The 13663-nt window shown below is 67.2% G+C and carries 14 protein-coding genes; 6 read left to right on the forward strand and 8 right to left on the reverse strand.

Features of this window, described 5'->3' with window-relative positions; genetic code table 11:
- Nucleotides 1–2: 2 nt before the first annotated feature.
- From DZG09_RS08370 to DZG09_RS08385, 4 genes are all read right to left on the reverse strand, one after another.
- A complete protein-coding gene (locus DZG09_RS08370; RefSeq protein ID WP_119697134.1) occupies nucleotides 3–671 on the reverse strand; it encodes a methionine ABC transporter permease in 669 nt (222 codons plus the stop codon).
- On the reverse strand, nucleotides 668–1717 hold the full coding sequence (locus DZG09_RS08375; RefSeq protein WP_119697135.1) for a methionine ABC transporter ATP-binding protein: 1050 nt from the start codon (nucleotides 1715–1717) through the stop codon (nucleotides 668–670). Before DZG09_RS08375 ends, DZG09_RS08370 begins: the two co-directional genes overlap by 4 nt.
- The gene (locus tag DZG09_RS08380) at nucleotides 1714–2565 is read right to left on the reverse strand and encodes a MetQ/NlpA family ABC transporter substrate-binding protein (protein ID WP_119697136.1); all 852 of its coding nucleotides are present in this window, start codon (nucleotides 2563–2565) and stop codon (nucleotides 1714–1716) included. Before DZG09_RS08380 ends, DZG09_RS08375 begins: the two co-directional genes overlap by 4 nt.
- 99 nt (nucleotides 2566–2664) lie before the next feature.
- Nucleotides 2665–3918: a winged helix-turn-helix domain-containing protein gene (locus tag DZG09_RS08385; protein WP_119697137.1), complete on the reverse strand. Its 1254-nt coding sequence runs from the start codon at nucleotides 3916–3918 to the stop codon at nucleotides 2665–2667.
- A gap of 87 nt (nucleotides 3919–4005) precedes the next feature.
- On the opposite strand from DZG09_RS08385, the gene DZG09_RS08390 reads away from it, so the two are divergent.
- Both DZG09_RS08390 and ilvA read left to right on the forward strand, forming a co-directional pair.
- Nucleotides 4006–5223 carry an AI-2E family transporter gene (locus DZG09_RS08390; protein WP_119697138.1) on the forward strand — a complete coding sequence of 406 codons (1218 nt, stop codon included), beginning with the start codon at nucleotides 4006–4008 and terminating at the stop codon, nucleotides 5221–5223.
- On the forward strand, nucleotides 5220–6479 hold the full coding sequence (ilvA, locus tag DZG09_RS08395; protein ID WP_119697139.1) for a threonine ammonia-lyase: 1260 nt from the start codon (nucleotides 5220–5222) through the stop codon (nucleotides 6477–6479). Before DZG09_RS08390 ends, ilvA begins: the two co-directional genes overlap by 4 nt.
- Nucleotides 6480–6656: 177 nt before the next feature.
- On the opposite strand, the gene DZG09_RS08400 is transcribed toward ilvA, so the two are convergent.
- On the reverse strand, nucleotides 6657–8207 hold the full coding sequence (locus DZG09_RS08400) for a SulP family inorganic anion transporter (protein WP_119697140.1): 1551 nt from the start codon (nucleotides 8205–8207) through the stop codon (nucleotides 6657–6659).
- 189 nt (nucleotides 8208–8396) lie between these two features.
- Between DZG09_RS08400 and DZG09_RS08405 the strand changes: the two genes are divergently transcribed.
- Nucleotides 8397–8768 carry a MerR family transcriptional regulator gene (locus tag DZG09_RS08405; protein ID WP_240423775.1) on the forward strand — a complete coding sequence of 124 codons (372 nt, stop codon included), beginning with the start codon at nucleotides 8397–8399 and terminating at the stop codon, nucleotides 8766–8768.
- A 229-nt stretch (nucleotides 8769–8997) separates the two neighbouring features.
- Here DZG09_RS08405 and greA read toward each other — a convergent pair whose 3' ends face one another.
- Nucleotides 8998–9477: a transcription elongation factor GreA gene (greA, locus tag DZG09_RS08410; protein WP_119697141.1), complete on the reverse strand. Its 480-nt coding sequence runs from the start codon at nucleotides 9475–9477 to the stop codon at nucleotides 8998–9000.
- Nucleotides 9478–9562: 85 nt separating this feature from the next.
- Nucleotides 9563–9961: a DUF4307 domain-containing protein gene (locus DZG09_RS08415; RefSeq protein WP_240423777.1), complete on the reverse strand. Its 399-nt coding sequence runs from the start codon at nucleotides 9959–9961 to the stop codon at nucleotides 9563–9565.
- 66 nt (nucleotides 9962–10027) lie between these two features.
- Between DZG09_RS08415 and DZG09_RS08420 the strand changes: the two genes are divergently transcribed.
- Entirely contained in the window at nucleotides 10028–10339 is a 312-nt protein-coding gene (locus DZG09_RS08420; protein WP_205529098.1) for a hypothetical protein, read from the forward strand.
- 31 nt (nucleotides 10340–10370) lie between these two features.
- Here DZG09_RS08420 and trhA read toward each other — a convergent pair whose 3' ends face one another.
- Nucleotides 10371–11096 carry a PAQR family membrane homeostasis protein TrhA gene (gene trhA / locus DZG09_RS08425; RefSeq protein WP_119697142.1) on the reverse strand — a complete coding sequence of 242 codons (726 nt, stop codon included), beginning with the start codon at nucleotides 11094–11096 and terminating at the stop codon, nucleotides 10371–10373.
- Between the two features lie 101 nt (nucleotides 11097–11197).
- Here trhA and DZG09_RS08430 point away from each other — a divergent pair, with 101 nt between their 5' ends.
- Together DZG09_RS08430 and DZG09_RS08435 are read left to right on the forward strand one after the other, a co-directional pair.
- On the forward strand, nucleotides 11198–11983 hold the full coding sequence (locus DZG09_RS08430) for an isoprenyl transferase (protein ID WP_240423779.1): 786 nt from the start codon (nucleotides 11198–11200) through the stop codon (nucleotides 11981–11983).
- A 327-nt stretch (nucleotides 11984–12310) separates the two neighbouring features.
- Nucleotides 12311–13657 (forward strand): PhoH family protein, encoded by a 1347-nt coding sequence (locus DZG09_RS08435; RefSeq protein WP_240423872.1) that lies wholly within the window; start codon nucleotides 12311–12313, stop codon nucleotides 13655–13657.
- Nucleotides 13658–13663 lie beyond the last annotated feature (6 nt).

Here is a 13663-nt window from a genome sequence, read left to right on the forward strand (position 1 = left end):
CGTCAGCGCCTCCGCACCCGGCGGGCCAGGGAGTTGCCGAGCCACTGCACGAGCTGCACGATGACGATCAGTGTGATGACCGTGACGAGCATCGCGACGCCGTCGAAGCGCTGGTAGCCGTACGAGATGGCGAGGTCGCCGATGCCGCCGGCGCCGACGGTGCCCGCCATGGCGGTGGCGTCGATGAGGCCGATCGACGCGGTCGTCAGCGCGAGGATCAGGGAACCGCGGGCCTCAGGCAGCAGGAACCGGATGAAGATCTGCCACGGCGTCGCACCCATCGAGCGCGCCGCTTCGATGACGCCTGCCGGCACCTCGAGCAGGGAGTTCTCGACGAGCCGACCGATGAACGGCGCGATCATGATCGTCAGCGGCACGATCGCCGCCGTCGTGCCGATCGAGGTACCCGCCAGCAGTCGCGTGAAGGGCAGGATCGCGACCAGCAGGATGATGAAGGGCAGCGACCGCACCAGGTTCACCGCCGTGTTCACCACGAGGTAGACGGGGCGGTTCGGCAGGATGCCGCCGCGGCGGGTGAGTACGACAGTCGTGCCGAGCAGAAGGCCCAGGACGGAGCCGATGGTGAGCGCGACACCCGCCATGTACAGCGTGGCGACGAGCTCCTGGAGGAACTGGTCCGCCGTGATCAGGGTGATGCGGTCGTCGTTCATGCCGCCACCTCCGAAACGGAGACGACTTCGTTCTCCAGGTAGGAGCGCGCAGCGGAGAGCCGCTCCGCGTCTCCCTCGAGCTGGATGACCATCTGCCCGACCGTGTGCCGCTGCACTTCGGTCATGTCGGCGTGCAGGATGTTCACGCCGACGCCGATCTCCGCGATCAGCGTCGAGATGATCGGGGCGGTGACCTGATCGTCGAGCAGGAGCAGCTGCAGCAGGTTGTGCTGATCGAGGCGGTCGCTCACACGCTCCGGCAGCTCGTTCGGGATCACTGTGCCGACGAAGGCTCGGGAGACCGCGTGACGGGGGTGCACGAACACGTCGAGAACGCTGCCGCGCTCGACGACGCGGCCGGCCGACATCACAGCGACCTCCTCGCAGAGGTCCTTGATGACGTCCATCTCGTGCGTGACGACGACGATGGTCGTTCCGAAGTCGGCATTGATGCGTCGGAGCAGGTCGATGATCTGCGTCGTCGTGGTCGGGTCGAGGGCGCTGGTCGCCTCGTCGCACAGCAGCACGCGGGGGCGCCGGATGATCGCCCGTGCGATGCCGACGCGCTGCTTCTGCCCGCCGGAGAGGTCGGCGGGGTGCGCTCCGGCCTTGTCCGCGAGGCCGACGAACTCGAGCACCTCATCGGCGCGTCGGACCGCCTCGGCGCGCTTCACTCCGTCGAGTCGCAGCGGCATCGCGACGTTGTCGCGCACCGTGATGGTCTGCAGCAGCTCGAACTGCTGGAAGATCATGCCGGTCTGTTTCTGTGCCTGGCGGAGCGTGCCGCCGGCCAACGATGCGATGTCGACGCCGTCGACGGTGACGGTGCCCGAGGTGGGTGCCTCGAGGCCGTTGATCATCCGGATCAGCGTGCTCTTTCCCGCACCGCTGTGGCCGATCACGCCGAAGATGCTGCCGCGGGCGATCTCGAGCGAGACGTCGTCAACGGCAGCCGCCGCGGCTTCGCCCGTGCCGAACACGCGAGAGGCCGCGGCGAACTCGACGATGGCCTCCGTGGGCTCGTCGTCGCGGGGGAACAGCGTCATTCCGCGGCTGCCTGTAGTTCGGCCGGAATGGTGTAGCCGTCGTACTGCGGGTCGCCGGCGATGTACTCGGCGAACTCGGGTGAAGTGAACGCGTCCTTCAGCGCCTGAGCCCATGGGGTGTCGAGGTTCTTCTCGTCGACCGAGACGCCGACCGTGAACTCCTCGCCGAGATCTTCGAGCGCGAGGGCGTCGGTCAGGTCGAGTCCGCCCGAGATGATGAAGTTGCCCTGGATCGCCGAGAAGTCGACGTCGGAGAGCGAGGAGACCTGCTGCGCGTTCTCCATCGGCACGAGTTCGATGCCCGCAACGTTCTTCGTGATGTCTGCGGGCGACGCAGTGGCCGCGTCGATCGAGTCGCTGAGTTCGACCCAGCCGACCTTCTCCAGAACGTTGAGCGCCCGGTACATGTTCGCCGGCTCGCTCGGCACGGCGACGGTGGACCCTTCGGCGGCGTCGTCGAGTGACGAGGCGGCACCGCCGAACAGTCCCATCGGCGCTGTCGGCACGAGCACGAGGATGCGGTTGCTCAGCCCCTCCTGCTCATTGATCGAACTCTGGTAGATCTCGTGCTGCATGATGATGGCGTCGACTTCGCCTTGGCCCAGCGCGGCGTTCGTCGTGATGCCGTCGGTGAAATCCATCGACTCGGTGGTGAAGCCGTCGTCCTCGAGCAGCGGCACGATGCCGCCCTCGAAGTACTCGCGATACGGCCCGGGGTTGAAGCCCACGCTGATGTTCGTCTTGTCGTCGCTCGGAGCGTTGTCGTCGCTCGACGCACCGCACGCCGTCGCGCTGAGAGCGATGCCGACGATGGCGGCTGTGGCAAGGATTCGGGCGGGGATGCGCATGAGGACTCCTGAAGGTCTGGAACCCTCCGAAGATAACTATGGGGATAGTGCCTGTCGAATTCGTGTTACGCCCTGAGTCGCACCCGGGCCGCTGACCTGCTATCCATCGCGTGGTGCGCGCGGATGCTCGTGGCGTGCGGGGCGGCCGAGCACCGAGGCCAGCTCGTCGGTCGCGTCGCCCCACGTCGACACGGACACCGTCTCCAGCCCCTGCCAGTCGGCGGCCAGGCGGAGCTCGTCGGCGATGCGCTCGGCGTCCCCCGGCCGAGCGCTCGGCTCCCACCATGCCGACTGCACGAGCAGGCGCGAGGACGAGCGATCGGCCTTGAGATCGATGCGCGCCGCGATGCGGTCGTCGACGAGCGCGGGCAGCGAGTAGTACCCGTAGCGCCGCTGCGCCGCGGGCACGTAGATCTCGATCCGGTAATCGAGGCCGAAGGTGCGCAGAGCGCGGCTGCGGAACCAGACCACGGGATCGAAGGGAGTCAGCAGGGCGGTGCGCTCGATGCGCCTCGGCACGACGGCATCGCGGTGCAGCCAGGCGGGCTGCGCGCGCCCCGAACGCTCCCATTCCGGCACGCGCACCGGTGTCAGCTCGCCTGACGCGACGAGGTCGTCGATCGCTGGCGCCACCTCTCGTGCGCGCAGCCGGTAGTAGTCGGCGAGATCTGCGGCAGTGGCGACGCCGTACGCCTGTGCCGCCCGCCGCGTCAGCTCTCGGATAGCATCGCGCGGCGACACCTCCCGATGCAGATGCTCGGGCGGCACGACGTGCTCGGCGAGTGCGTATCGGCGTTCGAAACCGCGCCTTCCGGCGATCGCCACCTCGCCGGTGAGCCACATCACCTCGAGACCGCGCTTGACGTCGTCCCAGCCCCACCACGGACCCCGGCGCCCGCGCTCCGATTCGGGGTCGATCTCGGCCGGGCGCAGCGGACCTCGTGCCGCCAGTTCGTCGCGGAGGCGATCGAGCACAGCGGCGTGCGCGTGTGCCCATCCTCCCGGCGATGCGAAGCGCTGGCGGAAGTGCTCCATCCGGAACTGCCACACCGGCCAGTCCTCGACAGGCACGAACGCCGCCTCGTGCGCCCGATATTCGATGTAGCGACCGCCGGAGGACAGCACGAGCCGGTCGAGTCGATCGCGGTCGTACGGGCCGAACCTCGAGAAGTGCGGCATGTAGTGCGTGCGGGAGAACACGTTCACGGAATCGATCTGCAGCGCGCCCATGCGCTCGAGGCCCGCGTGCAGTCGTCGCACCCCGACGCTCGTCGGCCGTGCGCCGGAGAATCCCTGCGCTCCGAGCGCGATCCGTCGTGCCTGAACCGCGCTGAGCGTCTGTATCGTCACCATGCTCCCAAGCTACTCACAGCCTCCGACATCAGTGGTCCGCCCCGACCATCACAGCAGGTGCATATGCGCGGGCCTAGACTGTCTGAGATGAGCGACAAGACCTCCAGACGCGGATTCTGGGATCTGCTCCGGGCGCGAGACGAGCCATCCTCTCCGATCGGAGCGCGGCGCGAAAGTGACGACGTCCCCGCGGGGCTGCGCATCGGAGCCGCGTATTCGTGGCGCCTGCTGCTCATCATCGCGCTGATCGGCGTCGGTGTCGCCGCGGTCGTGATGTTCAAGCAGCTCGTGATTCCGCTGCTCGTCGCGATCCTGCTCACGGCGCTCGTCTGGCCCGTGTACGAGCCGCTGCGCCGCTTCGTACGCGCGCGCATCCTCGCGATCACCATCACCGTGGTGGGGCTGATCGGGATCGTGACCGGCCTGCTCACCATGGTGGTCTGGCAGATCACCGAGGAGGCGGGAGAGGTCCGCGACGAGGCGACCAAGATGATCGACGAAGCCCATGAGTGGCTTCTCACCACCGGTATCGTCACCGACGCCCAGATCAGTGAGTTCTTCGGTCAGGCCGGTGACTTCATCCGGGATCAGGCCGACTTCCTGCTCAGCGGAGCGCTCACCGTCGGAAGCACTCTCGGCAGCGTGGGCGCGGGCATCCTCATCGCCCTCTTCGTGCTGATCTGCCTGCTCGCCGACGGCGAGCCGATCTGGAAGTGGACGCTCAAGCTCTTCCCTCGTGTCTCCCGCGACGCCGTCGACGCGGCGGCGCGCAACGGCTGGCGCACACTGATCAACTACGCCCGCACACAGGTGATCGTCGCGACGATCGACGCCATCGGCATCGGGCTCGGCGCGTTCCTCCTCGGGGTCCCGCTCGCCATCCCGATCTCCGTGCTCGTCTTCCTCGGTGCGTTCGTGCCGTTCATCGGTGCGATCGTCACGGGGGCCATCGCGGTGCTGTTGGCGCTGTTCACCGGCGGCGTCTGGCTCGGCGTCGCGATGCTCGCCGTCGTGCTCGTCGTGCAGCAGATCGAGAGCCACATTCTGCAGCCGCTGCTGATGGGATCGGCGGTGAAGGTGCACCCGATCGCCGTCGTGCTCGTCGTCGCCGGCGGAGCGATGATCGGTGGGATCGCCGGCGCGCTGTTCGCCGTGCCGGTCGCGGCGTTCGTCAACGTCGTCGCCGTCACGATCGCAAGCGGCTCGTGGCGCACGGGGCATCAGCCGGACGGCTCGCTGCTGTGGAGCACGGTGCCCAAGAAACTTCTGAACGACAGAGAACACGAAGAAGGGAACAAGGCATGACCACGGTCGAACCCGAGCACCAGGCGGTCGCACGAATTCCCTCGCTGACCGAGATCGAGGACGCCGCGCGCAGCCTCGCCGGCGTCATCGAACACACACCGACGCAGAACTCCCAGCACCTCTCCGAGGTGATGGGTGTGCCCGTCAGCCTCAAGCTGGAGAACCTGCAGCGCACCGGTTCGTTCAAGGTCAGGGGAGCGACGTATCGTCTCTCCCACCTCACCGCGGAGGAGCGGGCCAGGGGAGTGGTCGCGGCCTCGGCCGGCAACCACGCCCAGGGTGTCGCGCTCGCCGCGCGGGAGCTGGGGATCTCCGCGACGATCTACATGCCGCTCGGCGTTCCCGTGCCGAAGCTGCTCGCGACCCGCGGCTACGGCGCCGAGGTTGTGCTCCAGGGCGAGACCGTGGCGGAACCGCTGCGCCTCGCCGCCGAGCATGCGGAGCGCACCGGCGCCGTGCTGATCCACCCGTTCGACCATCGCGACGTCGTGATCGGTCAGGCCACGCTCGGCCTCGAGGTGATGGACGACGTTCCGGATGTCGAGACGATCGTCGTCGGCATCGGCGGCGGCGGGCTCATCGCCGGTGTCGCCGCAGCCGCCAAGGCGCGTGCGAAGGCTGAGGGGCGCGAGGTGCGGGTCATCGGCGTACAGGCGGAGAATGCCGCGCCCGTGCCGCTCTCGCTCGAGGCGGGGCATCCGGTCGAGATCACTACGAAGCCGACGATCGCCGATGGGATCCTCGTCGCCCGGCCGGGCGAGATCCCGTTCGAGACGATCCGTGAGTACGTCGACGAGGTCGTCACCGTCTCCGACGACGACATCGCGCGCGCCGTGCTGGCGCTCCTGGAGCGCGCCAAGGTCGTCGTCGAGCCCGCAGGAGCGGTCGGCGTCGCCGCGATGATGGCCGGAAAGGTGCGTTCGCACGGACCGATCGCCGCGATCCTCTCGGGCGGGAACATCGACCCGCTTCTGCTGCAGCGCATCATGTCTCACGGACTGGCGGCCTCCGGCCGGTACATGACGATTCGGATCCCGCTGCCCGATAGACCTGGCCAGCTCGTCATGGTCTCGCAGGTGATCGCCGGCGCAGGGGGGAACGTCATCGAGGTGCTGCACACCCGCCACGGCCAGGGGCTGCAGGTCAGCGAGGTGAATCTGCAGATCTCGGTGGAGCTGCGCGGTTCGGAGCACCGAGAACTCGTACTGCAGGCGCTCAGGGACGCAGGCTTCACCCCCGAAGTCCTCCCAGACTGAGCCGGGCTCAGGCACTGCGCTGGCCGCGTTGTCGTCGGTCAGGGCACTCTCGGTGCCCATTCTCTCCTCCGCCTTGCCATCACAGCACCTGAGCCCGGCTCCGCGGTGGTCGGGCACACGCGAAGGGGCCGTTCCGGATCATCCGGAGCGGCCCCTTCGCGGAACCCAGCGACTGGGTCAGTGGCCGGCGCCCAGGCCGCCGGAGAGGCGACGATGCAGGTCGCCCGTGGCGTCCTCGATCCCCTCGATGACGACGTACTTGTCGTGGTGCTCGTACTTGGTGGTGATGGCGTCGAGCGCGGCCACGGTCGATGCGTCCCAGACGTGCGACTGCGACATGTCGATCACGACACGATCCGGGTCGTCCGCGTACTCGAACTGTGTTGTGAGGTCGTTGCTGGAGGCGAAGAACAGCTCTCCGACGACCGTGTAGCGCGCAGTCGGAACGCTCGCCTCCTCGTCGATCTCGCGGGTGACGGTGACGAAGTGCGCGACGCGCCGCGCGAACAGCACCATCGCGGTGAGCGTGCCGAGCACGACGCCGATCGCGAGGTTGTCGGTCCAGACGGTCGCGACGACGGTGATGAGCATGACCGCGGTCTCGCTCTTCGGCATCGTCTTCAATGTCTTGGGGCGGATGCTGTGCCAGTCGAACGTCAGGTACGACACGACGATCATGACGGCCACGAGTGCGGCCATCGGGATGATCGCGATGATGTCGCTCAGCGCCACGACCAGGATCAGCAGGAACACGCCGGCGAGGAACGTGGAGATCCGGGTGCGGGCACCGGATGCCTTCACGTTGATCATCGTCTGGCCGATCATGGCGCAGCCGCCCATGCCGCCGAAGAGGCCGGACAGTATGTTCGCGATGCCCTGGCCGACGGCTTCGCGGGGCTTGCGCGAGTGCGTGTCGGTGATGTCGTCGACGAGCTTGGCGGTCATCAGCGACTCGAGCAGACCGACCACGGCCAATGCGAGCGCGTACGGCGCGATGATCTGCAGCGTCTCGAACGTGAGCGGCACATCCGGGAAGAGGAGCATCGGGAGGCTTTCGGGAAGATCGCCCTGGTCGCCCACTGTGGGGACGTTGATGCTGAAGAACACGACGATCCCCGTCACGATGACGATCGCGATGAGCGGTGCCGGGATCACTTTGGTGAGCCGCGGCATCAGGAAGATGATCGCGAGACCGAGGCCCACCAGCGGGTACACCATCCACGGCACGCCGAGCCACTTCCAGTGATGCGTGTCCAGGCCGAGCTGCGGCAGCTGCGCCATGAAGATGAGGATGGCGAGCGCGTTCACGAAGCCGACCATGACCGAGCGCGGGATGAAGCGCATGATCTTCGCGACGCCGACTGCGCCGAGGACGATCTGCAGCAGGCCGCCCAGCAGAACTGTCGCGATCAGATAGTCGAGGCCGTAGTCGCGTGCGACCGGAGCGACGACGAGCGCGATCGCACCCGTCGCGGCGGTGATCATGGCGGGGCGGCCGCCGACGAACGCAATGGCGACCGCCATCACGAACGATGAGAAAAGCCCGACGCGTGGATCGACTCCCGCGATGATCGAGAAGGCGATCGCTTCGGGGATGAGCGCAATCGCCACGACCAGACCGGCGAGCGTCTCCCGGGTCAGGAGACGAGGGCTCTTCAGAGCCTGCATCACGGTGGGCTCGATGCGATATCGAGAGGCCGGATCCTTTGTGGGCGTGACCGCAGTCATACGACTCCTTGCAATGGTTGCAGGGGCGAACGGGGAATACTCCGAGCGCACCATTGCGCAGATCGTCGACACAGGTCGACGCGGAAGAATATGTAGGAGGGAGGTGTTCGACTGAACGTTGTCGAGCCTACCGTAACGTAAGGTTAGAGTTCAAATCTCGCCCCAACCGCCCGACACCGAGGAGCACCGATGACGAATACCGCCGTGATGCATATCGGCGAGCTGGCGGAACGCACAGGGCTCTCCCTGCGCACCATCCGGCACTACGACGACATCGGGCTCGTCAAACCGTCGGGGCGTTCTGAAGGCGGGTTCCGCGAGTACAGCGCGAGCGATCTCAGTCGGCTGATGCTCATTCGCCGGATGAAGCCGCTGGGGTACAGCTTGGATCAGATGGCCGAGCTGCTCCGCGTCATCGATGCGCGTGAGTCAGGAGACACATCTCCTGAGTCAGAGGAAGCACTCCGGCAGTTCCGGGAGGATGCGCACCAGCGGCGCACCAAGCTCGCGACGCAGCTGACGATGGCCGATGAGTTCATCGGAGAGCTCGCCGCCCACTGAGCTCCGCTGCCATCCCGCCCCGACGCCGACGGAGCGTGACGGTCTGATGCGTGCGGATGATCCGGGGCGCCCGCACACGAGAAAGCGGTTCCGGATGCTCTCGCGAACATCCGGAACCGCTCACCCCCACAGTGCGCGGAACGGTGCGGGCAACGCCAGGCAGAGGGGGAGTCGGGCCGAGAGCCCGGCGACAACGATGCGCTGTGCGTGCCCCCCCCCCGCGCCGTTGTCAGCCCTCGAAGGACTCGACCTTGACGATCTCGACCGGAATCTGCTTGCCGTTCGGGGCCTCGTACGTGGTGCTCTCACCCTCGGATAGGCCGAGGATCGCGGCGCCCAGCGGGCTCTTCTCGCTGTAGACGTCGAGGTCGGTTCCACCGGCGATCTCGCGACTGCCGAGCAGGAAGCGCTCTTCGTCGCCCAGCACCAGCGCGGTCACGACGGTGCCGGACTGCACCGTGCCGTCGAGCTCCGGTGCCTCGCCGACCACGGCGTCCTTCAGCAGCGACTGCAGTGTGCGAATGCGTGCTTCCTGCTTGCCCTGCTCGTCCTTGGCGGCGTGGTAGCCGCCGTTCTCGCGCAGATCGCCTTCCTCACGGGCGGCTTCGATGCGCTTGGCGATCTCCTCGCGGCCCTTCGTCGAGAGCTCTTCGAGCTCTGAGGTGAGACGGTCGTAGGCATCCTGAGTGAGGAAGGTTGAGTCAGACACGGCATTTCCCTTCTAAGCGAATACCGGATGAGAAAGACGCCCCGGCGATATGGCCGAGGCGTCGAGCAAGTAGCTTTCGAAGAGCTTAGAGCACCCAGCAGGACTTCACCAAACCCGTGGTCGCTTCGCTGAGCGTCGGGATCTCCTCGGTGTGCCGTTGGGCGTGATCGCCGTCGGCGGCGTACTCGAACACCTTCCAGCCGACGGTGCCGAACTCCTCGTCGAGTGCCGTGAGGATGCAGGCCACGTCGCGATCGACCGGCGCCGTGAACTGGAACGACACCGAGGTCGTCGTCTCGTCGCGCACCTCGAAGCCGAGGTCGTCTGCGTTCACCGTGCTGATCGCACCCGCGACCGTGTGCCAGGCGAGGTACCCGGTCAGCGCCAGTGCGCCCGCGAAGACGACCAGCCAGAACGCGCGGACGCGCCCGCGTCGACGCACGCGGCCGTAGCGCTCGTCGAGCATCTGCTGGGTCGTCGTCACAAGGTTCTCCAGGCCAGGGCGGCATAGGCTGATACCACCAGGTTACGCCGCTCAGAGAGGCAATCCATGCACGTACTCCAGGCGGTGTCGACGCCCGAACCGACGCCGACGCCGACGATGACCGTCGACCCCGACCTGGTCACGCCCGGCCCCGCGGGGTTCATCACGATCGTGCTGCTGGCGCTCGCCGTCGGTCTGCTGGCGTTCGACATGCTGCGGCGCGTGCGGCGCGCGCGATACCGCGAGGAGGCGCGCCTGGCGCTGGACGCGGAGGAAGCGGCTGTGCACGAAGCGACCGATGGCGGCGAGTCGGATTCCGGTGGCGGCATCGGCGACATCGTGCCAGGAGAGGATGCGCCGGACAAACCGTCCTCCTGAGCCTGATTCGAGCATCCGGGCTCTGCTCAGGTCAGGTCGCAGGGCCGTGGAAGGGCGGGTCGAGCACGAGCAGCAGAGCGCCCGTCCAATGGCACAGGAACGCCAGCACCGTGCAGACATGGAAGATCTCGTGGAAGCCGAAGTGATTCGGTGACGGGTTCGGGCGCTTGAGTGCGTACACGACCGCGCCGAGTGAGTAGAGCAGGCCGCCGACGATGATCAGGATCATCATGGCCGGGTTCGCTTCGAACAGCTGCGGCAGGTACATCACCGCGGCCCACCCGAGTGCGAGGTAGAGCGCGACGTAGAGCCAGCGGGGTGCACCGATCCACAGCACGCGGAACAGGATGCCGGCGATCGCGCCCGCCCATACGATGCTGAGCAGCAGCACGCCGTTTCCGAACGGCAGCGCGAGCACGCCGATCGGGGTGTAGGTCCCGGCGATGAGGAGCAGGATGTTCGCGTGGTCGATGCGCTTGAGCACGGCTTTGGTGCGCGGGCCCCAGTTGAACCGGTGATACACAGCAGAGTTGCCGAACAGCATCAGCGACGAGGCCATGAACACGGCAGAGGCCCATTTCGCCGGGGCGCCCTGTGCGAGGCTGATCAGCACGATTCCCGCGGCGATGGCGACGGGGAACGTGCCCGCGTGGATCCAGCCGCGCCATGATGGCTTCTTCTCGCTCAGGGGTGCATTCGCCTCGGCATCGATCAGCGGAAGCTGGGGAACGTCGGGTGCGCGTCGGGAGCGTGCCATCTTCGAAGCCTACGCATTCGCACATGCCGTATCACGCACATGGCGGGCAGCTCGTAGCAGGGGATAACGGATGCACAGCGGGGCCGGGTACCGTAGGAAGCGTGACGAGCAAGCGGTCGGCGGAGGGGCGTGGCCTCCTTTATCGGCTCTACAACGCGCGGCTGAAGCGCCAGATCGATCGCGCAACGGTGCCGCACCACGTGGCGATGATCATCGACGGCAACCGTCGTTGGGCCAGGCAGCTCGGCTTCGACACGGCTGCCCACGGGCACCGCGCGGGGGCGGCGAAGATGGAGGAGTTCGTCGCCTGGTGCGACGACATCGGCGTCGAGGTCGTGACGCTGTACCTGCTGTCGAACGACAACGTCGTCAAGCGCGACGCGGCGGAGCTCACCGACCTCATCGAGATCATCGCGGGCCTCGCCGGCCGGCTGTCGCGCCGAGGCGATTGGCGCGTGCAGCACGTGGGGCGCTCCGACAACCTGCCGGGGCACCTCGTCGATGCGCTGCGCGACGCCGAGACGCTGACGGCGGCGAACGTCGGTCTGCACGTCAACCTCGCGGCAGGCTACGGCGGCAGATACGAGATCGTCGACGCCGTGCGGCAGATCATCCAGAATCACTCGTCGAACGGCGGAAGCCTCGACGAGCTCGGAGCGAGCCTCACACCCGAGACGATCGGCGAGCACCTCTACACGCGTGGCCAGCCCGATCCGGATCTGGTCATCCGGACCAGTGGAGAGCAGCGACTCAGTGACTTCCTCGTGTGGCAGAGCGCGCACAGCGAGTTCTACTTCATGGAGGCGCTCGGCCCGGATCTGCGCGAGATCGACTTCCTGCGCGCCATCCGCGACTACACCACGCGCGAGCGACGCTTCGGCAAATAGCTCGCCCCGGTTCCGGGGCGAGCCGCGTGTTCGGGCACAACTCAGTCGATCCGCAGCTCCGATGTCGCTTCGAGCGCATGGTTCCGCGGTACCCGGCCGCTGCTCGTTCGGATCGACTGCGTTGTGCACGCACTCGTCACACGACGTTTACGGACTCGTCACGCGACACGCCAGGATTGCGCCGATGAAGGCCGCTGGCGGGGCGTAGCTTCACAGGTATCGGGCAGAGCGCCCGTTCGGGTCGGCCTCACGGAAGCGACTCGCGAACCCACGGTCGACTCGTAGAAGCCGGGCAGGTTCCCGGGGCGGGAGTGGGTTGTGACCACGATCAACACGCAGCAGTCCTCGCGCACGAACGAGCAGGGAGCGCACGACGCGGCCGATCAGCGGCTGCGGACGTATGTGCTCGACACCTCCGTTCTGCTGAGTGATCCACGCGCTCTGTTCCGCTTCGCGGAGCATTCGCTCGTCATTCCGGTCGTCGTCGTCAGCGAGCTCGAGGGCAAGCGGCACGATCCGGAACTCGGCTACTTCGCGCGTCAAGCGCTGCGCTTCCTCGACGGTCTGCGCGTCGAACACGGGCGACTCGACTTCCCTGTCTCCGTGGGGGAGGGAACCCTCCGCGTCGAACTGAACAACATCGATCAGCAGGTGCTGCCACACGGCATCCGGCTGGCCGACAACGACAGCCGCATCCTCGCGGTCGCCTCGCACCTGCAGCAGGACGGGCAGGACGTGACAGTCGTCTCGAAGGACCTGCCGATGCGCGTGAAGGCGGCATCGATCGGGCTGCAGGCCGAGGAGTATCTGGCCGAGCAGGCCGTCGACTCCGGATGGACCGGGGTGGCCTCGCTCGCGCTCTCGGGCGACGACATGGCCGATCTCTACGACGCCGAGGTCGGCGTGCATGAGGACGCGGCCGGTCTTCCGATCAACACCGGGCTGGTCATCCAGTCGGAGCGCGGATCGGCACTCGGGCGCATCGTGGGCGACGGCGAGTTCAAGCTCGTGCGCGGCGACGGCGACGTGTTCGGTCTGCACGGGCGCTCTGCCGAGCAGCGCATCGCAATCGACGTGCTGCAGGACCCGGAGGTCGGCATCGTCTCGCTCGGAGGCAAGGCCGGCACCGGCAAGTCGGCGCTGGCGCTGTGCGCCGGGCTCGAGCAGGTGCTGGAGCGCCAGCAGCAGAAGAAGATCATCGTCTTCCGGCCGCTGTTCGCCGTCGGCGGGCAGGAGCTCGGCTATCTGCCGGGTGATCAGGGCGAGAAGATGAACCCGTGGGGTCAGGCGGTGTACGACACCCTCGGCTCAGTGGTCTCGGAGAACGTGCTCGACGAGGTGATGGCGCGCGGTCTGCTCGAGGTGATGCCGCTCACGCACATCAGAGGACGGTCTCTGCACGACGCGTTCGTGATCGTCGACGAGGCGCAGTCGCTGGAGCGGAATGTGCTGCTGACGGTGCTCAGCCGCATCGGACAGAACTCGAAGGTGGTTCTCACACACGACATGCAGCAGCGCGACAACCTCAGAGTCGGGCGACACGACGGCATCGCCAGCGTCATCGAGACGCTCAAGGGCCACAGCCTGTTCGCACACGTCACACTCACCCGCAGCGAGCGCTCGGCGATCGCGGCGCTCGTGACCAATCTGCTGGAGACGGGCGAGCTGGCGTAGCACGCC

The organism is Microbacterium halotolerans (genome assembly GCF_003569805.1).
GTDB classification, from domain to species: Bacteria; Actinomycetota; Actinomycetes; order Actinomycetales; family Microbacteriaceae; genus Microbacterium; species Microbacterium halotolerans.